25 protein-coding genes are annotated in these 22,940 nt (G+C 44.3%); 15 read left to right on the top strand and 10 right to left on the bottom strand.

The window, feature by feature from the left end; translation table 11 throughout:
• The first annotated feature begins 261 nt into the window (after positions 1–261).
• The gene (locus tag O9334_RS11810; protein ID WP_288000357.1) at positions 262–1,122 is read left to right on the top strand and encodes a fructosamine kinase family protein; all 861 of its coding nucleotides are present in this window, start codon (positions 262–264) and stop codon (positions 1,120–1,122) included.
• 35 nt (positions 1,123–1,157) lie between these two features.
• A complete protein-coding gene (locus O9334_RS11805) occupies positions 1,158–1,748 on the top strand; it encodes a Uma2 family endonuclease (protein WP_288000356.1) in 591 nt (196 codons plus the stop codon).
• On the opposite strand, the gene murG is transcribed toward O9334_RS11805, so the two are convergent.
• The gene (murG, locus tag O9334_RS11800) at positions 1,730–2,803 is read right to left on the bottom strand and encodes an undecaprenyldiphospho-muramoylpentapeptide beta-N-acetylglucosaminyltransferase (RefSeq protein WP_288000355.1); all 1,074 of its coding nucleotides are present in this window, start codon (positions 2,801–2,803) and stop codon (positions 1,730–1,732) included. The two genes, O9334_RS11805 and murG, sit on opposite strands and share 19 nt — an antisense overlap.
• 81 nt (positions 2,804–2,884) lie before the next feature.
• Between murG and O9334_RS11795 the strand changes: the two genes are divergently transcribed.
• Positions 2,885–3,691 (top strand): DUF8623 domain-containing protein, encoded by an 807-nt coding sequence (locus O9334_RS11795; protein WP_288000354.1) that lies wholly within the window; start codon positions 2,885–2,887, stop codon positions 3,689–3,691.
• Between the two features lie 47 nt (positions 3,692–3,738).
• On the opposite strand, the gene O9334_RS11790 is transcribed toward O9334_RS11795, so the two are convergent.
• Together O9334_RS11790 and O9334_RS11785 are read right to left on the bottom strand one after the other, a co-directional pair.
• Positions 3,739–4,590 carry a cytochrome c biogenesis CcdA family protein gene (locus O9334_RS11790; protein WP_002781740.1) on the bottom strand — a complete coding sequence of 284 codons (852 nt, stop codon included), beginning with the start codon at positions 4,588–4,590 and terminating at the stop codon, positions 3,739–3,741.
• Between the two features lie 87 nt (positions 4,591–4,677).
• Positions 4,678–5,259 (bottom strand): TlpA family protein disulfide reductase, encoded by a 582-nt coding sequence (locus O9334_RS11785; protein WP_190380284.1) that lies wholly within the window; start codon positions 5,257–5,259, stop codon positions 4,678–4,680.
• Positions 5,260–5,617: 358 nt separating this feature from the next.
• Here O9334_RS11785 and O9334_RS11780 point away from each other — a divergent pair, with 358 nt between their 5' ends.
• Genes O9334_RS11780 through O9334_RS11770 form a run of 3 tightly spaced genes read left to right on the top strand, consistent with a single transcriptional unit; the run spans position 5,618 to position 8,389 of the window.
• Positions 5,618–6,229, top strand: coding sequence for a cysteine dioxygenase family protein (locus O9334_RS11780; protein WP_045359243.1), 612 nt, complete (start codon positions 5,618–5,620; stop codon positions 6,227–6,229).
• A gap of 28 nt (positions 6,230–6,257) precedes the next feature.
• Complete coding sequence (locus tag O9334_RS11775) at positions 6,258–7,712, top strand: sensor histidine kinase (protein ID WP_288000353.1); 1,455 nt, start codon at positions 6,258–6,260, stop codon at positions 7,710–7,712.
• The gene (locus O9334_RS11770) at positions 7,709–8,389 is read left to right on the top strand and encodes a response regulator transcription factor (RefSeq protein WP_288000352.1); all 681 of its coding nucleotides are present in this window, start codon (positions 7,709–7,711) and stop codon (positions 8,387–8,389) included. Before O9334_RS11775 ends, O9334_RS11770 begins: the two co-directional genes overlap by 4 nt.
• A 77-nt stretch (positions 8,390–8,466) precedes the next feature.
• Here O9334_RS11770 and O9334_RS11765 read toward each other — a convergent pair whose 3' ends face one another.
• The 3 genes from O9334_RS11765 to psb32 form a co-directional block, all read right to left on the bottom strand.
• Positions 8,467–9,285: a transglutaminase-like domain-containing protein gene (locus tag O9334_RS11765; RefSeq protein ID WP_045359247.1), complete on the bottom strand. Its 819-nt coding sequence runs from the start codon at positions 9,283–9,285 to the stop codon at positions 8,467–8,469.
• A 223-nt stretch (positions 9,286–9,508) separates the two neighbouring features.
• The gene (locus O9334_RS11760; RefSeq protein ID WP_288000351.1) at positions 9,509–10,108 is read right to left on the bottom strand and encodes a hypothetical protein; all 600 of its coding nucleotides are present in this window, start codon (positions 10,106–10,108) and stop codon (positions 9,509–9,511) included.
• A 144-nt stretch (positions 10,109–10,252) separates the two neighbouring features.
• Positions 10,253–10,936 (bottom strand): photosystem II repair protein Psb32, encoded by a 684-nt coding sequence (psb32, locus tag O9334_RS11755; RefSeq protein ID WP_288000350.1) that lies wholly within the window; start codon positions 10,934–10,936, stop codon positions 10,253–10,255.
• Between the two features lie 194 nt (positions 10,937–11,130).
• Between psb32 and O9334_RS11750 the strand changes: the two genes are divergently transcribed.
• The 6 genes from O9334_RS11750 to apcB all read left to right on the top strand — a co-directional run bounded on the left by O9334_RS11750 (position 11,131) and on the right by apcB (position 18,538).
• Positions 11,131–13,140: an ATP-binding protein gene (locus O9334_RS11750; RefSeq protein WP_190380288.1), complete on the top strand. Its 2,010-nt coding sequence runs from the start codon at positions 11,131–11,133 to the stop codon at positions 13,138–13,140.
• 74 nt (positions 13,141–13,214) lie between these two features.
• Positions 13,215–13,676: a hypothetical protein gene (locus O9334_RS11745; protein ID WP_045359253.1), complete on the top strand. Its 462-nt coding sequence runs from the start codon at positions 13,215–13,217 to the stop codon at positions 13,674–13,676.
• Positions 13,673–14,314 (top strand): hypothetical protein, encoded by a 642-nt coding sequence (locus O9334_RS11740; RefSeq protein ID WP_045359254.1) that lies wholly within the window; start codon positions 13,673–13,675, stop codon positions 14,312–14,314. The genes O9334_RS11745 and O9334_RS11740 overlap by 4 nt, the downstream gene beginning before the upstream one ends.
• A gap of 281 nt (positions 14,315–14,595) precedes the next feature.
• Positions 14,596–16,560 (top strand): single-stranded-DNA-specific exonuclease RecJ, encoded by a 1,965-nt coding sequence (gene recJ / locus O9334_RS11735; protein ID WP_045359256.1) that lies wholly within the window; start codon positions 14,596–14,598, stop codon positions 16,558–16,560.
• Positions 16,561–16,706: 146 nt separating this feature from the next.
• Positions 16,707–17,846: a glutamate 5-kinase gene (gene proB / locus O9334_RS11730; RefSeq protein ID WP_045359259.1), complete on the top strand. Its 1,140-nt coding sequence runs from the start codon at positions 16,707–16,709 to the stop codon at positions 17,844–17,846.
• Positions 17,847–18,028: 182 nt separating this feature from the next.
• A complete protein-coding gene (apcB, locus tag O9334_RS11725; RefSeq protein WP_002802766.1) occupies positions 18,029–18,538 on the top strand; it encodes an allophycocyanin subunit beta in 510 nt (169 codons plus the stop codon).
• A gap of 63 nt (positions 18,539–18,601) precedes the next feature.
• Here apcB and ruvX read toward each other — a convergent pair whose 3' ends face one another.
• The 3 genes from ruvX to O9334_RS11710 are packed head-to-tail and all read right to left on the bottom strand — an operon-like array spanning position 18,602 to position 20,476.
• On the bottom strand, positions 18,602–19,081 hold the full coding sequence (gene ruvX, locus O9334_RS11720; RefSeq protein WP_288000349.1) for a Holliday junction resolvase RuvX: 480 nt from the start codon (positions 19,079–19,081) through the stop codon (positions 18,602–18,604).
• On the bottom strand, positions 19,081–20,322 hold the full coding sequence (locus O9334_RS11715; RefSeq protein ID WP_045359262.1) for a GNAT family N-acetyltransferase: 1,242 nt from the start codon (positions 20,320–20,322) through the stop codon (positions 19,081–19,083). The genes ruvX and O9334_RS11715 overlap by 1 nt, the downstream gene beginning before the upstream one ends.
• A gap of 28 nt (positions 20,323–20,350) precedes the next feature.
• Positions 20,351–20,476, bottom strand: coding sequence for a hypothetical protein (locus tag O9334_RS11710; protein WP_277874314.1), 126 nt, complete (start codon positions 20,474–20,476; stop codon positions 20,351–20,353).
• A gap of 58 nt (positions 20,477–20,534) precedes the next feature.
• Between O9334_RS11710 and O9334_RS11705 the strand changes: the two genes are divergently transcribed.
• Together O9334_RS11705 and O9334_RS11700 are read left to right on the top strand one after the other, a co-directional pair.
• Positions 20,535–21,041, top strand: a complete 507-nt coding sequence (locus O9334_RS11705) for a hypothetical protein (protein WP_002741066.1) — start codon at positions 20,535–20,537, stop codon at positions 21,039–21,041.
• Between the two features lie 8 nt (positions 21,042–21,049).
• The gene (locus O9334_RS11700; protein WP_002783727.1) at positions 21,050–21,457 is read left to right on the top strand and encodes an MAPEG family protein; all 408 of its coding nucleotides are present in this window, start codon (positions 21,050–21,052) and stop codon (positions 21,455–21,457) included.
• A gap of 90 nt (positions 21,458–21,547) precedes the next feature.
• On the opposite strand, the gene O9334_RS11695 is transcribed toward O9334_RS11700, so the two are convergent.
• Entirely contained in the window at positions 21,548–22,588 is a 1,041-nt protein-coding gene (locus O9334_RS11695; RefSeq protein WP_045359265.1) for an adenosine deaminase, read from the bottom strand.
• A gap of 150 nt (positions 22,589–22,738) precedes the next feature.
• Between O9334_RS11695 and O9334_RS11690 the strand changes: the two genes are divergently transcribed.
• Complete coding sequence (locus O9334_RS11690) at positions 22,739–22,870, top strand: hypothetical protein (protein ID WP_288000348.1); 132 nt, start codon at positions 22,739–22,741, stop codon at positions 22,868–22,870.
• Positions 22,871–22,940 lie beyond the last annotated feature (70 nt).

Raw genomic sequence — 22,940 nt, 5'->3', positions numbered from 1 at the left:
AGATGAAGATATAGCGTTTTTCAGTCTGCTGAGGTACAAAAGTTATGGGTTTTAGGCAAAAGGCAAGAGGCAAAAGTCAAAAGGGAAGAAAAATATGTGTACCTCACTAGCTTAGGAAACGCTATAAATAAATAAATCAATAACTAATTAACTTACATCTGATAACTAAATAACTAATTAACTTAAAACTTACATCTGATAACTGATAACTGATAACTGATAACTGATAACTGATAACTGATAACTGATAACTGATAACCTATGTGGACTCAAATTGCCCGACATATTGCCCAAACCACGGAAAAACCTTTTGAAATTGAGAAAAGTCGTCCCGTTAGTGGTGGCTGCATCAATCAGGGTTATGCCGTCAGTGGCAATGGTTTAATTTATTTCGTTAAGATTAACCAAGCGAACCAAGAGGCCATGTTTGCCGCCGAAGCTTTAGGATTAAAGCAAATTCACGCCACCCAGACTATCAGGGTTCCAGAGCCAATTTGTTGGGGAATTGCCGAGAAATCTAGTTATTTAGTGCTAGAGTGGCTAGAATTCGGCGGTGGCAATAGTCAAAGCTGGGAAAAAATGGGGCAAAATTTAGCTCATTTACATCAAGTTTCTTTATCCGATCGCTTTGGTTGGCAGTGTAATAATACCATTGGTTCTACTCCCCAGATTAATACCATTAGTAACAATTGGGCGGATTTTTTCGCTCATCAGCGTATTGGCTATCAATTAAGACTGGCGAAGGAGCGCGGCGGCAATTTTCCCGACGAGGATCAAGTTATTCCCGCTATTAGCGAGATTTTGAGTCAGCATCAACCCCATCCCTCCCTCGTCCATGGTGATTTGTGGTCGGGAAACGCGGCAATTACCGTCGATGGGGAACCGGTAATTTTAGACCCTGCCACCTATTGGGGAGACAGGGAGGTAGATTTAGCCATGACGGAACTTTTTGGCGGTTTTCCAGCGGCTTTTTATCGGGGTTATAACGATGTTTTCCCCCTCGATGCCGGTTATCAACAGCGCAAAACTCTTTACAATCTCTACCACATTCTCAATCACTTTAATTTATTTGGTGGTGGTTACGCCTCCCAGGCCAATCGGATGTTACAGGAAATTCTTTAAGGGTTTTACTTGTGAATATTTACCGAGGATAAATTATGTCTATTCGAGAAAATACTGTGATGAAAACTCCAGAGACAAAAGTATGGACTGATGCAGAGTTTATGGCGTTACCTGACGATGGTAATCGTTACGAATTGGTCAAGGGAGAGTTAATTAATATGGCTAATTCTGGGGCTTTACACGGTTATATTGCCATTATTTTAAGTGCTGCTTTATTCGCTTTAGTAACATCTCGAAAACTAGGGGTATTATTGGACTCCAGCACTGCTTTTACTATGAAAAATGGTAATAAACGCTCTCCCGATATAGCTTTTTTTGCCAAGAAACGTCTGCAAGGATTGGAAGAATTGCCGACGGGTTTTCTAGAAGGTGCGCCCGATTTAGTGATAGAAATTCTCTCTCCTGGCAATACAGTGGCAGAAATCGAGGACAAAATTGCCGAATATTTTGCCAATGGGACTCGTTTGCTTTGGGTTATCAGTCCAGGTCAACACTATGTTTTAGTTTATCGTTGCGGGTACGAACCGCAGGGATTATTAACATCAGGAGATTTTTTGGAGGGGGAAGATGTGGTTCCGGGGTTCACTTTTCCCGTGGCCGATTTGTTTCAAAAACTATCTTTTTGACTCTTTCTTCTCAACAAATCGGCTAATAAATCAGCACTATCACTAATAGCTAGATGAGAAGCTTGTTGGGCCATGGCGGTCAATTTTTCGGGATTAGACCATAAATCGAGGACTAATTCGCTTAAAAACTGAGCAGTTAACTCATTTTGACGGTAAAGATAAGCGGCTTGAGCTTCAGCAAAAACTTGGGCATTATAGAACTGATGGTCTTCGGCAGCAAAAGGATAGGGAATTAAAATCGAAGGCGTACAAGTGATCGCTAATTCTGTTAAAGTGCCGGCACCGGAGCGACTGATAGCCAGATTAGCTCTTTGCCATAATCCCGCCATATTGTCGTAAAAAGGCCGGGAAAAATAGTTAGAATGGCGCAGACTATCCGCTTCGGGGTCGTTTTCTCCCGTGAGATGCACGATATAAATACCTTTTTCTAACCATTGGGGAGCGCTTTGTCGCACAAGTTGATTAAGAGCCACGGCCCCTTGAGAACCACCGGCAACGACAATTAAAAAAGCATCCTCTGGAATCGGTAAATTTAGGGACTGGGGAATAAGGAACTGCTCCCGTACTGGTGTACTAACCCAAGTGGTGCGAGTGCCGGGTAAATAGCTGGCGGTTCCCTGAAAACCGAGGGCAACCGTATCACACCAGCGACCGAGAACTTTAGTGACTTTGCCCGGTATGTAGTTAGATTCGTGTAGGATGACGGGAATATTGGCTAAACGAGCCGCTAAAATGGTCGGTCCTGCGATATAACCCCCGGTGGTAAAAACTGCCGCTATCTGACGTTTTTTGATTAAACTACGCACTTGCCAAATGGCCCACAGTTGACGCAGCAGAATCTTGAGAGTTTTTAACCCCAAACGGGTTTGAAATCCCTCAATGGGGATGCTGTGCAGGGGATAGGTTTTTGGAACTAAGGACTGTTCCAGACGGTCTGGAACTCCTAACCATTCAATCTCGTAATCCGGCAAGCGCTCGGCCACGGCCAAAGCGGGAAATAAATGACCACCAGTACCACTAGCGGCAATCAATAGACGGGTTGGAGTGCGTGCCATAATTCGAGAGAGGGTAAATTTAGCCCTAGAATGAAATAATCTACCATAGTTATTGATCGATCCTTACACAAACTATCACTAATGCGTAACTTGAACACGATTCCCAATAAATTTTTTCGTCAATCCCTCAATTTTTCCCTGTCGTTGCTGTTAGGTTTGGGGTTAACTTTCACCCTTGCCACCGGTCTGCGGGCCGAAAAGCCAGAAACTGCTCCGGCTAATTTAAAAACCCTTATCTCCAAAATCGAAACGGCGGCTAATGAGCGAGATATCAAGCAATTAATGGAGTTTTATAGTCCGAAATTTACTAACTCTGATGGCCTGACCTACGAAAAAACTAAAAAGGCTTTAACTCATTTTTGGGAACGTTATAACAATCTACAATACACCACAACCCTCGAATCTTGGAGTCGTTCTGGGGACAAGTTAACGGCCAATACAATTACTAAAATTACTGGGACGGGAAAGGTGCAGGGACGAGCGGTGGGAATGAATGCTACGATTCGTTCTCGTCAACAATTTCAAGGTAATAAACTGGTTTATCAGGAGATTTTAAGCGAGAGAGTTGAGTTAAATACTGGCAAAAATCCCCCCAGTATTCAAGTGAGAATTCCCGAAAGGGTGAAAGTGGGTGAAGAATTTGATTTTGATGTGATTGTCCGCGAACCTTTAGGGGATGATTTATTGGCCGGAGCGGCGATCGATGAGAAAGTAGATATTGAGCGCTATATTAATACAAAGCCTCTAGAATTGGAATTATTACAGTCCGGCGGTTTATTTAAGCGGGTAAAAGCGCCGGCAACACCAGAAAATCGTTGGTTATCGGCTATTTTAATTCAAGGAGATGGGATTGTTGTCGTTAGTCAACGGGTTAAGGTAGAAAAATAAATTTTATCTGGCGGCTTTTTTGGCATTCCCCCTCTAGAGTTACCATCTTAGCTGCCCATAAACCACTGAGTACCAGTAACTAAATAATAGGCTCCCGTCGCCATCAGTGCCACGCTACCTAAACGGATAATCGTCTCGGAATGTTGCAATAAATTCCGGCTTTGTTTGGCTAGACCGGTAAATAAACTGGCCAAGAAAATGAGAATCGTGTAACCAAGAGCATAACTAACCATGGTCAGGGTGCCGAGGACTTGAGAACCGGTAGCGGCAGCGGCGGCCAAGACAGCAAAGAGGACAGGACTAGCACAGGGAGAGCTAACAAGAGCAAAAGTTAATCCGACTCCGTAGGGGCCTGCTTGGGGGAGATTTAAGTTCATTTGCGGTAAAGGTAGCTTAATTACTCCCAATAACCACAGACCCATGACCGCCATAATCAAACCGACAACAATATTAATATAACCTCGGTACTCCACCATTACCGTCCCGGCAAAGGAAGAAACTAAACCAAAAAGACTTAAAATTGTCACCGCTCCTAGGACAAATAAACCTGCTTTGCTGAAGGCATCCCAACGAGATTCTATTTTCAGGGTGCCGATATAGCTGAGGTTAACGGGTAATAGTGCCAGAATACAGGGAGATATGCTGGCAATTACGCCACCCAAAAAAGCTAGGGGCAGTAAAACTAGAGGATTGTTTGTATCTTGTCGATCTAACCATTGCTGATAGCTATTTTCGATGATCGAGATCGCTTTTTCCAGAGGATGGCCGATAATTGGTCCGATAGTAAGGACTAAAATAAGAGCTAGAAGCCCTAAAACCAGATAAAATAATAATTTTTTCGATATTTTCGCTTTTTTGTCGGGTTTCAACCCTTCGACTGACTCCGATACTCGTCGCATAAAATTCTCCTGAAATGATCCAAAAAATAAAATTGCCCTGGGAGTCCTTGGCGATCGCTGGTACTCCCTAAGCTGGGCAATCTTCGACTATTTTTTATTAATAGCCAAGTTCAGTACGGAGGAATAGGCGGATTTATCGGCATTATTCCGGTATTGTGCCAAAATATTGCCCGTAGCGGGATCGATAATCGCAATCATGCCAGTTTGGGACTTATTCGCCTCAAAAAAACGACCTAGACCCAATTCTTGGGCTTTGCGGGCCGATTGGGTGGCTTTCGAGCGATCGCTGACATCTAAGACGATAAAATTAGCTTTACCCGCGTAATCTTTTTTAAGTTGGGAAAGAGTGGGGGCAACATTTTTACAGGCAGGGCACCAACTAGCATAGATATCGACAACCACTGGTTTTCCTTGCAATTGTCGCGCTAAGGGACCGCCCACATTACCCTGTTTAGCAGCGCAGGGATTTTTCGAGGCACAGGGATCAGTGCCAGCGCAGGGATTTTTCGAGGCACAGGGATTAGCTTGGGCAATACTAAAAGTACCTTTACTGACCACTGAATCAGAATTAGTCAAGGTTTTCGCCGATGTTCCAGCCACCAGGGAAACCGTAACCGCTAAACTACTAACACAAAGACCGAGCCATAATAACGCTGATGGTTTACGCATGAGTTAAATTTCCTAATTAAGATTAGAGATTTTCTGGTAAGTCAAGGGACTAGAAGAATCCAGCTTGCCACCTGAGGAAACCGGTGTAGCTGACAGTTAAGATTAAATTCTAGAAACCTGAGTCTCAGATGAAGACCAGATAGATAATAGATAAAAAATCTGACTCTAACTGACAATTGCCATCATCCACCCAATAGAATCGTCCTTCCATCTTTTCAGCAAAAATTCATCTACCGATCACGAAGGGATCATCTTTTCCCGAAATCTTGCTGATAAAATCAAGAAGAAACCCGATTAATTGCGGCTAAAAGACAACTTTTCGCCCTAATATGCTAATTTAAACCATTATTTCGCAACTATGACAGGAAAAGACTGGTTGGTGGATAATCATGGGCAATGCTCGGCCTACGAAATAACCCCCGCAAACTCCGAATTATCCCATCCCTACTGGCTCTATCGCTTTTTATCCGATCTAGAAGATACCTTAACCCAGATTAGCGACGATCGCTCACGATTAGAAGCAATTCGGATTCTAGTTCGCCAACTCCTAAACAATTCGCCCTGGTTGGATATTCTTAGTCTAGAACCCAATCCCGAAACCGGTTGGGAGGTATTAACCCTCTACGATGAGCCATTTTTTCCCCTGACAGTACAACTGGTCGCTTGGTCTGTGGGTAGCACTTCCCCGATTCATAATCATGGTTGTTGGGGGGTAGTAGCTTTGTTAAAGGGACAGGAAAAAAACAGCTTCTGGCAACGTTCCCCCACCCCCGAATTACCGGATCAGATCAGAAAAGTCGGCGATCGCCTACTCGTCCCAGGTGATATTCTCTGCTTAACGCCGGCTGCCATTCACCATGTAGAAGCGATGGGAGATGAGCCAACCCTGAGCTTTAACTTGTACGGTGAAACTAACTATAGTCAGCGTTTCGAGTTCGATCCCGGGCAAGGTACGGCGAAAAATTTTTAAATCTCCCTATATAACTAACCATACACCCATGAAGCTACCTCGCCTTGTCGGCGTTTTTGTCCAATTTTTGCCCAGTAAACCCGTTTCTACCACCTCGCTTCAGTTTCGTTTAACCTTAGAACTATTGACCATCTCGATTATCGGACTTGGTAGCGTAGCCATTTGGGCCGCTTGGCAAATGGAGCAGAATTTAGTCGCCGCCCATAAACAAACTCTAGAATATATCGCCAAGCGTTTTCCTGAACAGTTGGAAATGTACGCTCAGATGGGAACCCTGACTACGGGATTAGAAAAAACCATTGAGCGAGTCTCCACTGCGGGGTTAGTCATCTGGGTTAAAAACTCCGATGGGCAACTGTTGGGACAGTCTCCTGGAGTCGATGGCAATGTCACCGAGATGCGTGCGGCGGCATCCCTAACCAGAGTACCCGATGCACCCCAAATTATTCACTTTGACGGACGCGATATTGTTTTATGTGGCACTCCTCTGACTATCAAGGGTCAACTGTCGGGGAAATTGTATCTATCCCAAGATATCACGGCCGATCACCAGAAATATCAGGCGGGGTTATGGGGCTTATTTTGGCTGAGTATTCTCGTCCTATTGAGCTTAATTGTCTTGATTTCCCAACGGATACGTCAGGCTATGTTGCCGCTGACTCGCATGAGTCAAATTGCTAGTGCCGTTTCTGCCGATGATTTAAATGGGGCGAAATTGCAACTCGAACAAGCGCCGGATGAAATTTTAGGACTGGCTACCGCTTTTAATCAGATGTTATGGCGATTATCGGGAGCTTGGGAACAGCAACGTCAGTTTGTCGGCAATGTTTCCCATGAACTGCGTACACCTTTAACAGTCGTGATCGGTTACTTACAAAGTCTCCAGCGACGCAGCACTAATTTAAATCCCTACCAACAGCAAGCTCTGGAAACAGCCACGGCAGAAACCGAGAGAATTATCCGGATGTTACAAGATTTGCTCGATCTCGCTCGTGCCGATAGCGGTCATCTCCATTTTCGCTCCCACCCTATTATTCTCAACACTTTGCTGACAGAAGTGGCGGCGATGAGTCAAAAAGTTAGCGATCGCAAGATGACTTTATTATTAACCAATGAAGATGTGGTAATTTGTGGCGACCAAGATCGATTACAGCAAGTTTTAATCAATTTGCTCGATAATGCGATCAAGTATTCTGCTCCCGGGCAAACCGTCGATCTGATCTTAGAAAAGCAGCCTAGTTCCGCTCTCATCCATGTACGCGATCGGGGAATCGGTATCTCTCTCTCCCATCAAAATCGCATTTTTGAAAGGTTTTATCGGGTTGATGAGTCGATGACTCGCTCGCGAGACGGTACGGGTTTGGGTTTGGCGATCGCTAAAAGTCTGATTGAAGGAATGGAGGGTCGCATCACTCTCCGCTCTCAACCCGGTCAAGGCAGTACCTTTACTATCATTCTACCTCTCTGGCAACCGCAGTTATGAACGCGCATATTCTTCTCGTGGAAGATGATCCCAAACTCGCCGAATTTATCGCCACAGAACTTCATTTGGAAGGCTATCAAGTTACTATTGCTTCTAATGGCATGGATGGACTGAAAATCGCTAGGGATTCTCCACCAGATTTGTTAATTTTAGACTGGATGCTGCCAGTTATTTCTGGATTAGATTTATGTTTACGACTGCGAAAAACCGGGATGGAAGCACCGATTATTATCTTAACAGCTAAAGATGAAATCCCTGATCGAGTGACGGGCTTAAATGCCGGAGCCGATGATTATGTTACTAAACCTTTTAGCATGGAAGAACTCTTAGCTAGGGTGAAAGCTCGTTTACGTCGCACCCATGCCCAAGATTTAAATATATTTACTTTTGAAGATTTGACCTTGAATTGTCTTGCCCGGGAAGTGTATCGAGATAGTCAATTGATTGAATTAACGGCTAAAGAGTTTGACTTATTAGAGTTTATCTTACGTCATCCCCGGCAGGTACTCACTCGCGAGCAAATTCTCGAAACCGTTTGTGGTTACGATTTTATGGGCGATTCTAATATTATTGAGGTGTATATTCGTGCCTTACGGGTTAAGTTGGAGTCCGCTAATCCTAAACGTTTGATCCATACAGTGCGAGGAGTGGGCTACGTTTTAAGAGATTATGCTTAATTGTGATTTATTAGAGGAACCGAGGGAGGAATTATTTAGCCCCGATTTGATCAGAAAGGCTGCAATAAATACTCTGATTAAGCATAGAGATGGGAAACATCGATCGTCCATACTTTAAATTTTGTTAAATTTACTTGACCAAAAGAAGTTGTTAGGGCAGCATCAACGGCATCTAAGCCGCGAGTCATTAAAATTCGCCCGATTCTGGGGGTGTTATGACGAGCATCAAAAGTGTACCATTGATGGTCTAAATAGACTTCAAACCAAGCACTAAAATCCATCGGTAGAGGTTGGGGAGAAATACCGATATCTCCGAGATATCCAGAGGCATAACGAGCAGGAATATTTAGGCAACGGCAAAAAGTCAAAGCTAGGTGGTTAAAATCGCGACAAACCCCCGTTCTTTCCCGATAGACATCATAGGCGGTTTTTGTCACCCGCGCGTATTCGTAACCAAAACGAATGTGACTATGAACCCAATCACAAACCGCTTGTACCCTTGCCCAACCGGGGGGAGTTTGTCCGAAAAGTTCCCAGGCAATTTCCGAAAGCAAATCTACTTCACAATAACGGCTACTCATTAAGTAGGGAAAAACTTGGGTTGGTAACTCTGTTAAGGGAATTTCTTGGGCATTCCAATTAACGATATCAGGTTTCCATTCATTCTCGATAACCGCTTCATTGTGAATGCGAATCTGTCCGTCGGGTAAAATTAGACGACTGGTTCGATTACCGAAGCTATCTAAAAATTCTTCTATTTTTGTTGCTGGTTCCACCTGCAAATTTTCCGATTGTCTAACTTGATTTAAAATTGAGGGGTGTAGATAAAGTTTTAACAACATGACCACGGGTAAGGGTGCATCAAAGCCAAATTCATAACCAACACGGATTAACATTAGGACTCCTATCTAGATAGCAATTTTGTCGGGATTTGTCGGGATGAAACGCCAATAATCGCCAGACTGAAAAAAGTTAGGCCCGACTACTTAGTTAAAAGTTTGAGGAGAAAGTAATAGCCAAGCTGAAAACCGATAAGCTTAATACAGAGTTAATTTTATTATAAACCGCCTCAACTAAAAGCTTTGTAACTTTGAACACAAGCCATCGGCAGGATTAGATCTATCGAAAAGAGTCCGGGGTGGATGGTTCCTCTAATAGACGGATTTCAATGGGGATGTAGGCCAGTTTAGCAAAAATCTTTTGTTGATAACTGACAGGCCACCATTCGTAAAGAAAGATTTCTAAAGGTCGCCAGAGGGCCACCCAACCACTAATTAATAATCCTTCTTCTAAGAAGTGAATAAATGTATCGCTGCCAAAACGACTAATTAATTCGCTAAGACTCAAACAAACAAAAAGAAAGGAGAGACCAATTATTAAAGATATGCGTCCCTGTCGCCAAATTGTCCGTAATTTTCTTTGTTCTACCTGTTGGCGATAGTCAAAATAATTATGTAAAGCTGAGGGTAACAGATGTCGGGCGTTGTTCTCTTCTTGACTGGGAAGATAAAAGACTAATTTAAGGGGGGTATTTAGGGGGAATTCATCCACAGAGTTAATAATATAATTTTCGGCGTTATCGTCTAAATCTCTATCTAAAAATGGCGAAGGATCGAGAGAATTAAAGACTTGCTGTAACTGATTAAGTTTAATTTCAATTAAGTAAGTTCCTTCCTCCTCTCGATAATAGGATTGTAATTTATTTACCAGTCTAGACATTAGTTATTAAGGTTAAGTAAATGGGGTGAACTGACACAACTAAAATCTACTACCAGAAGTTACTTTATCTTGCTCATACAGGCTGAGAATTGAGCTATCTCTGAGAATATTTTAGCTGTATCAGTCCCAGATAATTAATTTAATTTATCGACCAAAACCAGCGTACCAAAAATAGGTAACCATGGGGATTACTGTGGCTAAAACCAGTAAAACTATCACCCAAATCGTGGCGTTTTTATCGTCAGTTTCTTCTGCGGTAGTAAAAGTACTTTCGATATTAATTGTCGCTACTTCCGGCGGTCCGGGATCCGCTTCTCCAGAAAGTACCGCCGTTAGACGACGACTAGCATCGAGTAAAGCTTGATTATATTTTCCCCCATCTTTGAGGGGAACCGCCATAGTTTCCGAAAGGATACTATCGGCAATAGCATCGGTTAATAGGGGTTTTGCTTCCTCCCCAACCCGCATAGCAGTTTTATTGGTTAAAGTATCAAGGACGATGATAGTTTGATTGCCACGATCTTCGGGATTAGGATACCATTCTCTCAGGATATCATCGGCTAAATTGTCAATTTTTTGACCGTAATCCAAGCGCCGGACCACTACCATTCTTACTTCTTGGCCGGTTTTTTCGGCGAGATTTTTCAGGTCTTTATTTAATTTTCCCTCGTTAGCGGCACTAATGGCCGAAACAGGATCGACCACATAAGTGGGCGCTCCGGGGCTTAAAATGGGGAGGTCATAGACTCCCATAGCAGCAGCTGGTGACAGGGAAACACCCAAGACTAGACAGCAGGAGAGAAGGAGAGAAGCTAATAATTTGAGCATATCGATTCGGTAAAATTCCTATAGAACATAATAGGGGAAAAGTTTACTGTTTTTTGAGTCGGGAGACGGGGAGATGGGGTGATGGGGAACTTTTTTTCAGTGAACAGTGAACAGTGAACAGTAATCAGTGAACTGAAAACCCACATCTGATAACTGACATCTGATAACTGATAACTAATAACTGATAACTGATTATGAGTGATTTTGAGGAACTAGAGTCTAAAAAACGGGAAAAAGCCCTAGAAATGCAGGCCTATCGCGATAATTTGCTCTCGCGGGTGACAAGATTACTAATTTCTCAAGATATCCACTTGGCGATCGATCATACCCTAGAACTGCTCTGTCAATTTACCCAGAGCGCTCACTGTTACATTATTCAATATTCCACCTGTCGTCAGCAGTGGAGTATGGTTTATGAATACTGTCACCCCGACTATCCGCAAGTTATCCCGATTCGGGAACAATCACAAAATCTCTCGACGGAAAGCTTTCCTTGGTTTTCGGAACAATTATTAAACGGTATTCCGGTTAAACTGAACTCTTTAGACGATTTACCCGCTACTGCTATCCCTGAAAGAACTATTCTCGCTCATAGTTCTACTCCCTGTCTCTTAATCGTTCCCATGTGGGATAGTTCCGGGGTAACGGTGGGTTATCTGGGATTGGATGCCGCTGCAGAAAAGCAATGGACGAAGGAAGATGTCACCTTTGTGCGGTTGGTGGGAGAATTAATTGCGATCGCACAAAGTAGATATGAAGCGGAAAAAGAATTAAAAGAGGCTAAAGAAGCGGCAGTTAAGGCAAATAAAGCTAAAAGTGAGTTTCTAGCTAACATGAGCCACGAATTACGCACTCCCCTTAATGCTATCTTGGGTTTTACTCGCTTAATATCCCGGGATAGCGGCATCAGCAGTGAATATCGTCAATATTTGGAAATTGTCAATCGTAGCGGGGAACATTTATTGGAGTTAATCAACGATATTCTAGAAATGTCGAAGATAGAAGCGGGAAGAACGGTTTTTAACCCTAGTAATTTCGATTTATACGCTCTTTTAGATAATATTGCCGAAATGCTCCGCCCACAAGCGCAGGCAAAAGCTTTAAGCTTAATTTTTGATCGCAGCTCCAATCTGCCTCAATATATATGTACTGATGAAAGTAAATTGCGACAGGTGTTAATCAATCTCTTGGGTAACGGATTAAAGTTTACCGAGTCGGGAGGGGTGACTCTCCGGGTAAAAGTAGGGGAGAAAAGAGGAGATTATCAGCGATTGCTCTGGCAAATTGAAGATACAGGCGCAGGAATCGCCCCAGAGGAGATTTATAAGCTATTTCAACCCTTTAACCAAACGGAAACGGGACGAAAATCCCAACAGGGGACAGGATTGGGTTTACCTATCAGTAAAAAATTTGTTGAGTTGATGGGGGGTGCGATCGGAGTTAGTAGTATTCTGGGTCAAGGAAGTGTTTTTAGTTTTGATATTCAGGTGGGTTTGGTGGGGGAAAATGAGATTAAAACCGAAACCCATAGGGCAAAAGTTATCGCTTTAGCGGAAAATCAGCCTAAATATCGCATATTAGTCGTCGATGATCGACCGGAAAGCCGTTTACTGTTGCTGAAACTCCTGACTAGCCTAGGATTATCCGTGCAAGAGGCCGCTAATGGTCAAGAAGCGATCGCAATTTGGCAAGCATGGCAACCTCATCTTATCTGGATGGATATGAGAATGCCAGTGAAGGACGGTTACGAAGCAACTAGGGAAATTCGGCAGTTAGAGGCTGATAATCGGGGAAAAACGGTGATAATTGCCCTAACTGCCAGCGCTTTTGAAGAGGATCGCGCCTTGGTTATTGCCGCCGGTTGTGATGATTTCGTGCGTAAACCTTTCCGAGAGGAAGTTATCTGGCAAAAAATGAGCGAATATCTAGGATTAAAATATATTTATGCCGATAATGAGCCAAATCAACCCAATTATTCGCCAGTTTTCCTCGATTCCCTGCAATCCCTATTAAAATTAATCAGTCCCGACTGGATTAGACAATTGCAACAAGCGGCGCGAGAATGTGATGATGAAAAAATTATCGCCCTAACCGCAGAAATTCCCCCCGATTATGCCACCCTTGCCCAAGGTTTACAACAGTTAGCCGGAGAATTTTCCTTTGATGCGATCGAAACCATAATTAAAGATTTAAACATATCTTAAGAGAGTATTTTATCTATATCTCAAAAACGTGATATTCTAAAGGCATAAATCCCTAAATATGGCAATTTTAAAGGATGAAACTGTTAAAAATGCTCATCGGTACTTGGTTAATACTACCGATTTTTTCCGTTCATGCTCAAGTCCCCTCGCTGCCCCCAATTAAGCAAAATTCCCCCAATCTTGGTGATCTACCCAATGATCCCACCCAGCAGAAAAATTGGGTTTGTAACCGAGGGGATCAACGCATTGCCGTGGCTGCCAAAGAAGAGGAAGGTTGGAAAGAATTAATTGAAAAACAAGGTTGGCAATGTGGTGAAGGAAATGCCGATATACCCGCTCAAACTCTCGGCTTTTCCTGTGAACCAGAACAAACCCTCGGCCTCTTGACAGTTTACTGGTTAAATGGTAGTAATGGTCAACAACAATTAAGCCAATGGCGAGATAAATTAGCCGCACAACAGGGGATGGTTTGTACCATCAATAACGTGCAGTTATTCGATACTCAAGAAAATATACCCAACCCATTACAACCATGATTAAATTAGCAATTTTGCCTCAATCTATCCTCCTAGGTATCAGTTTACTATTAAACAATTCTCTGCCCTTACTTGCCCAATCTACACCCCTGAGCGTCGATAATTTAAGAAATACCGTCTATAACATTCCCAATCGGGGTTCCGTAATTGTCAGCGATGGTATTTTTCAATCCAATGAGGGACAGATTTTAGGAGTGCAAGTCAGTCGAGAAGCTTTGATGGGGGACTATAATAATGATCAAAGAACTGATGGTATTGTCGTATTAAGAGTAATTACTAGAGAGCAACAGCAATTACATTATTTAGCCCTAGTGATCGATAATAACGGTACTGCCACTAACACCGATACTGTCCTGTTAGCCGATCGAGTAATTGTCGATAATCTGAGTGCTAAAGATGGTATGATCACCGTCAACATGAGAAGATTTCTCCCCCGGGATCCTTCCTGTTGTCCGTCGGGAGTCATTACCCAACAATTTGCGATTAATTCTAGTATTAATCAATTGACTTTACTGAGTACCAACGAAAGTCAACCCACCACCCCAAATGTGCAGGTAGTACCTGCTTCTCCCCTGAGAATTAATAATAATAATCTCCCCTTTCAACCTCCTGCTGGGGCTATCCAAATCCGCTTTTAACCTTGTTTTTGGTGCGTTACGCTGGGTACATCTCCTATTTGTGAATCTACTCAGTTGGGATTCCCTGATAATCTTTTTTTTAAAACTGTGCTTTCTGGGTTTTTTGTCTTATAATTCAGACTCTTGGGGGGTTCTATCCCCCGAGCCTCCTGTGCATTAGTTTTTCGGTGAAATGCTTAGACGCATTTGTTTATATATTTGTACCAGTCTAAGAGTCACTGATAATTCCTGAAGGCAACTCTCCTGACTCCTGACGACCGACTCCTGACTCCTGATAAAAAATGGACTACAAATATCCCATCCAACGCTGGTATATTGCCGCAACTAATCCCGAAAAAATCGAGGGGTTAGCGCGGGAAATGGGATTATCATCCTTATTAGCAACTATCTTAATTAATCGCGGTATTGATACCCCAGAATTAGCTAAAATTTATATTGATCCTGAAGTGGATACCTTACCCTCTCCCCTGGGAGAATTTCCCGACTTAGAAAAAAGTGTCAATTTATTAGTAAAAGCGATCGCCTCTGGCGATAAAATTGCTATCTGTGGGGACTACGATGCCGATGGCATGACCAGTACATCTTTACTGTTAAGAGCCTTGAGACATCTCGGTGCTAGGGTAAATCATGCCATACCCAGTCGCATGAAAGAGGGATACGGAATTAATCAGCGCATTGTCGAAGAATTTGCCGAATCGGGAGTCGGATTGATTCTCACCGTTGATAATGGCATTTCCGCTCACGAACCGATCGCCCTAGCGATAGAATTAGGATTAAAAGTTATTATCACCGATCATCACGATCTGCCGCCAATTTTACCAAATGCCTCCGCTATTCTCAACCCGAAATTATTAACCCCGAACTCTCCCTATCAGGGATTAGCGGGGGTGGGAGTCGCCTATATTTTAGCGGTGACAACTGCCCAAAAAATGGGTAAATTACAGGGATTAACCGAGTCATTATTAGCATTATTTACCCTAGGCACTATAGCAGATTTAGCCCCATTAATCGGGGTAAATCGTCGCTGGTTAAAACGGGGTTTAAGAAAATTACCCAAATCTCAATTAGTCGGGATTCAATCCCTGATGCAAATAGCGGGAATTAGCGAGGAACAAAAGCAATTACAACCGGATGATATTGGCTTTAAATTGGGACCGAGAATTAATGCCATTGGCAGAATTGGTGATCCCCAGATAGTTATTGAATTATTAACCACCGATGATGCCGGAATTGCCTTAGAAAGAGCGATGCAGTGCGAACAAATTAATCGTACCCGTCAAGAATTGTGCGAAAAAATTGAAGAAGAAGCGATTAAATTAGTGGAAAAAACCCCGATTCTTTGGCAAAAAGATCGAGTTTTAGTATTAGTCGAAAAAGATTGGCATCATGGGGTAATTGGTATTGTGGCCTCCCGTTTAGTGGAACGCTACGGAGTGCCAGTTTTTATCGGTACTTACGAGGAAGAAGATCCGGATAAAATTCGCGGCTCTGCCAGAGGAATTGAAGAATTTCACGTTTTTGAAGCCCTGCAATTTTGCCAAGATTTACTAGGAAAATTTGGCGGTCATAAAATGGCGGGGGGTTTTAGTTTACCCACAGCTAATTTACTAGCATTTAAACAAAGATTAAGTCAATTTTCTCACAAAATTTTACAAATAGAACATTTAAAACCTTTAATTAAAATTGATACTATCCTCGACTTTAAACAAATAAACCTGCAACTTTTTCAAGAAATTGATAGTTTGCAACCCTGGGGAATTGGCAATGAATTACCCGTTTTTTGGACTCCTAACGTGCGGGTAGTGGAACAGAAAACTATCGGAAAAAATCATTTAAAATTATTGCTGGCTCAAAGGGATGATACCAGAATTAAAGCCCTAGCTTGGCGTTGGGGCGAATATTGTCCTTTACCAACTCGTTTAGATATTGCCTATAAACTCAAAGAAAATACTTGGAATGGTAATACAACCATAGAAATTGAATTAGTGGGAGTGCGATTACCCCAAGAAAATAATAATATTAAAAAAGCAATTTTTATGCACGCCGATAAAATGTATCAATGTAGTTTTTGGAGTGATTTAAACGAGATTCGCATCAAAAATGAACAGGGCGATATTTTAGTCGTGCAGAAAGGGCAGCGCATTGGTTTATTAGGCAAAAATCGACAACAAGCGAGAGAAGTCAACGTGACTGACCCCCGTTTTTATACTTTAATTAAAGTTGCCATCAAAGCTTTGGCTATCTAGGGCTGGCTGAATAAATCTAATACCAAATCCGTTTTTAATAGTGTGATTAACTCTCAAGTTATGAATTGTTTCTCCCCACACCCTACACCCCACACCCTACACCCCACACCCCACACCCTACACCCCACACCCCACACCCTTTGACAATGAACCAAACCATAGTGATCAAAATCGGTACTTCCAGTTTGACCGATAATCAAACCGGCCAATTATCCCTCTCCACGATCGCCGCTTTAGTGGAAGTCCTCACCCGGTTGCGTGCCGCCGGTCATCGGGTGGTATTAGTATCTTCCGGGGCCGTGGGGGTGGGCTGCCGTCGTCTGGGAATACAGGAAAGACCGAAAAAAATCGCCCTCAAACAAGCGATCGCCGCCGTCGGTCAAGGTCGTCTGATGCGGATCTATGATGACCTCTTTACCAGTCTTGGTCAACCGATCGCCCAAATTTTGCTGACCCGTCCCGAATTGATGGAACGCACCTGTTATGTCAACGCCTATAATACTTTTCAGGCTTTGTTTGAATTAGGGGTAATTGCCATTGTCAACGAAAATGATACGGTGGCGATCGATGAGTTAAAATTCGGCGATAATGACACTTTATCAGCCCTTGTAGCCAGTTTAATCGAGGCTGACTGGTTATTTATCCTCACCGATGTGGATCGCCTCTACAGTGCCGATCCGCGGCTATTTCCCGAAGCGGCGGCTATTGCCCGAGTTAGTCCCGCAGAATTGGCGCAACTATCGATCGATGCCGGTAGTAGTGGCAGTCAGTGGGGGACCGGGGGTATGGCGACTAAATTGGCCGCGGCCCGGATTGCCACCAGCGCCGGGGTAGAAATGGCGATTACTAGGGGACGGCAGCCCGGCAATATCTTAAAAATTATGGCAGGAGAGGCGATTGGAACCCGTTTTGAAGCCCAAAAACGCAGTGATAACGCCCGCAAACGCTGGATCGCCTACGGACTACTGCCCATGGGTAAAATCTATCTCGATACCGGGGCAATTCGAGCCATTTGTCAGGGGGGAAAATCTCTCCTTGCGGCCGGGATTACCAAAGTGGCAGGGGAATTTAGCGCCTCCGAATCGGTGCAATTGTGCGATCAAGAAGGCCGGGAAGTGGCCCGGGGAATTGTTAATTATAGTAGTGAGGAGGTCGATCGAGTTAAAGGTCAACATTCCGAGCGTATTGCCAGTTTATTGGGTTATATGGCCGCAGAAACCATTATTCATCGGGATAATCTCGTCATTTTGAGTGCCTCGTCCACCAACTCGACTAATAAGGGATAATTCCGCCACCCAGAGCAAGTCCAGCCAATGCCTTAAATGTAAAGAAATGTCTCAAAAAAACAACAAATTGTTAGACAAGCAAGAGAGTTAGACTAGGGATGTCCCCCGAAGTTCAACCCTGTGAGATTATAAATAAAGCGAAACTCAAAAATGTCTTTATTGCTGTTGGGAGAAACTTAATAATGCGAGACGCGGTAACTAGCCTGATTAGAAAATACGATGTCACCGGACGTTATCTCGATCGAGATGCGATCGATAATCTTAAACAATATTTTGCCTCGGGAACTGCCCGTCTAGCTGCCGCCGCCCTCATTAACGCTAATTCGGCGGCGCTCGTGCGTGGGGCGGCGATTCGTCTATTTGAAGAAGTTCCCGAATTGATCCGCGCCGGGGGTAATGCCTACACCACCCGTCGTTATTCTGCCTGTCTGCGGGATATGGATTACTATCTCCGCTATGCCAGTTATGCGCTGGTGGCTGCTGATACTAATGTTCTAGATGAGCGGGTACTGCAAGGACTGCGGGAAACCTATAATTCCCTCGGTGTTCCCATCGGTCCGACGGTGCGCGGTATCCAAATCATGAGCGAAATGATTCAAACCATGGCTACTGAGGCGGGTATTGCCGACACCTCTTTGATCGCTGAACCCTTTGACCATCTCACTCGCGAATTAAGCGAAGTGTCTATCTAAATTCAGTTATCAGTTATCGGTTAGGAAAGGCAAGAGGCAACAGGCAAGAGGCAAGAGTATTTATTAATTTGTCTCCCGTCTCCTGTCTCCTGTCTCCTGTCTCCCGTCTCCTGAATTATTAACTCGCCGTCGGCGATCGAGCCATTGTTGTAAAATAATCGCCGCCGCTTCCCGATCGATCGCTCCCTTATCCCAAGAGGAAAACTGTTTTTTGGCTTTTAAGAATTCTTCTGCCTCTAGGGACGTGCAACGCTCATCAATGTATTCGAGGGGTAAATCCAAGGCGATCGCTAGTTTCTCGGCGTATTTTTGCACCTGTTTGGCCTGAAATCCTAACTCTCCCGCCATGGTATAGGGCAGTCCCGCCACCAAAATCTTAATATTTCTTTCCTTGACAATTGCCTTAAACTGTGCTATGTCGGCAACAAAGGAAGAACGGATAATCGTGGTTAAACCGGTGGCGATTAAACCTGTACCGTCACATCCTGCCACTCCTACCCGTTTTTTGCCGATATCCAAGCCCAGGGCGGCGACTCTTTCCATTACACTGGATGCCCCTGATCGGGGGGTTCCGAGGGCGGTTTAACTGGGGGAAGTTCCCCCGTACTGTCGAGGGAGTCCAGGGGGGGATTATTGGGCCATTTTAACCAAGACATCCGACTAGGGATGGGAGTTCGCGGCACTGGTTGTAAACCCTGCAGCATTTCTGCTAGGGCGGAATTTTCCGGCTTAGTTTCGCGGATTTTGTGCCATACCGAGCGCGACATCATCAGGGTGTGGGAACTGCGGATCGCTCCCAATTGTTCCAGATATTCCCGTCTTTCGTGCTGATAATCAGCAGATATCAACTCTAGCGAGCGAGGGGGATACTTGCGAGTGATCTGGGCCATCTGGATTAATAACTTAGGATAGAGCCAAGTGTAGGCGGGATGGACAATTAATTTCGCTTGATGGGGTCGCTCATCTTGGTTAGATAGGATTAATTCAAAATAACCGATCGCCGCTTTTCGTTGTGGTTCAAAAACGTAACCGCGACTAATTTGCGGACCGCCGCACCAACTTTGACAGCGACCGAACAAACTATCAACTAAACTGATTTTAAAATCCTGGATATGGCGATCAAATACCTGACGCAGTAGCGGCGGCATAGACACACAATCTAACTGATAAAGCAATTGAGCGTCAGCATTGCTCACAGGCAGTAAATTCGGTAAATCTGCCTCTTGTTTGCTCAATTCCTGTAATAATTGCGGTGGTAAAGACCAATAGGTTAATTCCGCCAAAGGCTGAAAACCGTGTTGCCGGAAAAGCGCCAAACTGTCCTTTTGATTGATATTAACCTCTAACACCCAGGTGCGTGCTTCCCAAACCGTTTCTAGACAATAACGCAGTAATTGCGCCCCGATGCCCTTGGGTTCGCTTAAAGACTCCCCCGGATGCACCCGCACCTGTTCCACCCGCCAAGTGCTGCGACTACTATTAAAAGGGGTGACTTGGATTGCCCCGCGAATTTTCCTTTCTTCTCCCCGATCCGCCATGGACTCGGCCACATAGACGTGAAACCGGTGTTGGAGAGGATTGGGAAAAAGACTGAGAATTTTAAACAACCCAAACCAAGGACGCACCTGTTGCACCTGGGTGCGGAAATTTTGGGCGCGACGATCAATATCCTCATCGAAGTCATCCAGGGTTAAAGCTTCAATGTCTTCCAAATCCCGATATTGTACGGGACGGATCGGGAGATCCCTAAAATCGTCCCCTTGGGGAACAGGAGAAGTGGTCATGGCTGTGGGGTAAATATCGTCTATGCACCTATCTTACCGTAGAATCTAGAGGCACTTCTGCACCAATAACAATTTCTGAGGGATCGAGGGGACCCCAGAAAGGACAGGACCCCTCGATGGGCCGATTGGGTTTTCTGGCCAAATTTCCGATCATGACAATTCGATGCTACAATAACGGACGGTTAATCAGTCCGAATTTGCAGTAAAAGTCTTTGAGTCAATCTGTAGATACCACTAACACCCTAGACACTCTAGCTCAAGAACTAGCCGCCATTCAGCAGACCGGTTCTAAGCGCGTCGCCTTATTGGGTTCCCGTCACGTTCCCATCACACACCAGCAATTGATCGAAATGATGGCCTATGCCCTCGTGCTGGCGGGCAATCGGATTATGACCTCCGGGGCGACGGGAACCAATTCCGCCGTCATTAAGGGGGCAATGCGGGCAGATCCTAATCTGTTAACCGTGATCTTACCCCAAAGTCTCGATCGCCAGCCCCTGGAATCCCAAGAACAACTCCAGCAGGTTATCCATCTGGTGGAATGTCCCGAAAATGACCATCTATCCCTAGGGGAAGCCAGCAGCCTCTGTAATCGCGAGATTATCAATCGTTGTCAACAGTTAATCTGTTTTGCTTTCCACGACAGTCAAACCCTTTTGCAAACCTGCGCGGAAGCGGAAGATCAACGCAAGCTAGTTACCCTATTTTATTTTGACTAAATTCAGCGATGAATCTCTCCGTCAGTGCCATTCTTCTCTATTCGATAGTGGCTGCCGCTATCTCTGTCTATCTACCTTTTCTGCTGGTCGCTTACGCTAGAGCTAAGGTGGGTTACGATACCTCCGCCCCCCGGGCCATGTTCGATCAACTCCCAGACTACGCTAAACGAGCAACTTGGGCCCATCAAAATGGTTTTGAAACCTTTATGATCTATAGTGCCGCCGCTCTCATGGCCTACGTTACAGGAGTCTCCTCATCCCTGGCCGCTAACTGTGCGATCGCTTTCGTGATCCTCCGGCTTTTATTTTCCCTTTTTTATATCACTAATGTCCCGATCGCTCGTTCCCTGATGTTCGGTCTCGGTTCTCTCTGTACTTATACTCTCTTTGGGTTGAGTTTAATCAAGATTCAGTAGAATTGCCCAAACCAGATGCAGGAGAGTCGAAAAACGCTATAGTTCGGGAGCGGTAAAGAAGTTGCTTAACCCGAACTAAAGTTAATTTTGTTACTGATAAACCGGTAATTTGGGATTATCCACTGATAACAAACCGGTTAAAAGTGAGGCAGGTTTTTGACTATAGGGCCAGGCAAAAGCATGACGAAAAGCCGCATCTTGACAAGCTTGTAATTGTCGAAAATCGATCACGTCTAGGGTGAGTAAATTCTCGTACTCGAAGGGCAGCCGGACATTGTGTAAACCGGCATTATCGGTACAGATAGCAATATCAACCCCCGCTTCAAAACAGCGATCGAAGACTATCTTTAATTGCGATAAACTTTCGAGGGTGCCAGTTTTTAAATAGGTGGTGGGACAGACTTCTAAACATTGATGACGACGGGCAACTTCCGGCAGCAATTCCGGATATTGTAGGGGAATTTGAATACCGTGACCAATTCTTTGCAGATAGGGCAGTAATTGGGGATAACAACCGTCCTTTGTTTCGTAAAGATGGCCGGTGGTATTTAAACCCTCTTCCCTGGCATAACTGTATAAACCGGCAAATTCCTCTAGTCGAGTTTGGTAGTGGGAATCACCCCCAGCAATATCGATCGCACAGACGTATTCTCTCATCCCTAGGGCCAGATCAACGATCGCTTTGTTGACTTCGTAGGGAAGTCGCGAGTGCATACAGAGAATTTGACTGGTAATAAGCGGATATTCGCTCATTTTCGAGGCTTGACCGACGATCTCGACAATCGATCGCATTTGCTCGATTCGCTCTGTTTGGTTCAAATGTTCGTCGGTGCGATAGTAGGGAGTATAGCGCAATTCTAAATAGGCAAGATTCTCGAAGATGTAAGCACCGCGAATCAGACGATAGATAAAATAGGGCAAAGTTTGGGCGGTTTGAACACTTTCGACTAGGGTATGTAATTCCAAATACTCATCTAAACTATTGCGTTCGCGGGTGTAAAATTCCTCAAAAGCGGGGTATTCTGGGAATTTGGCCGCTAAATCCCGCTCATGTCGGTGAAAGTAGCGCCAGAGAATTCTTGGTACTACCGATCCCCCTAAATGCCGATGCAAATCCGCGTATAAAGCCACAACTCCGATGCTCCTTAGTCTCTCAAATGTTCCTTAAATATAACGAAGTTTTACAATTGTTTGACAATCGTTCCCAAATAGTATCAGTACCTAGTCGGTGAACAGTGTGGGGTGTGAGAAGTGGGGTGTGGGGTGTGGGGAGAGGGAATTATGAATTATGAAGTGGGAAGAATAAATAGGGTTTGCGGCAAAAAGTTTTTCGTGGGGGTTGGGGTGTGGGGTGTGGGGTTTTACCCATTTTCAGGTGGTCAATTACCTAAGTTTCAGGGAAAAAGTGCCTAATTCTCCCCCCCGATCCCTCCCATATCTGGCACTTTTTGATTTCAAAAAAGCCTAAAGATATTATCCAACA

Origin of the sequence: Microcystis sp. LE19-8.1F (assembly GCF_027531715.1) — a bacterium.
GTDB lineage: Bacteria > Cyanobacteriota > Cyanobacteriia > Cyanobacteriales > Microcystaceae > Microcystis > Microcystis wesenbergii_A.
The sequence above is the reverse complement of the archived record's forward strand: the minus strand, read 5'-3'. Positions and strand labels throughout refer to the sequence as shown.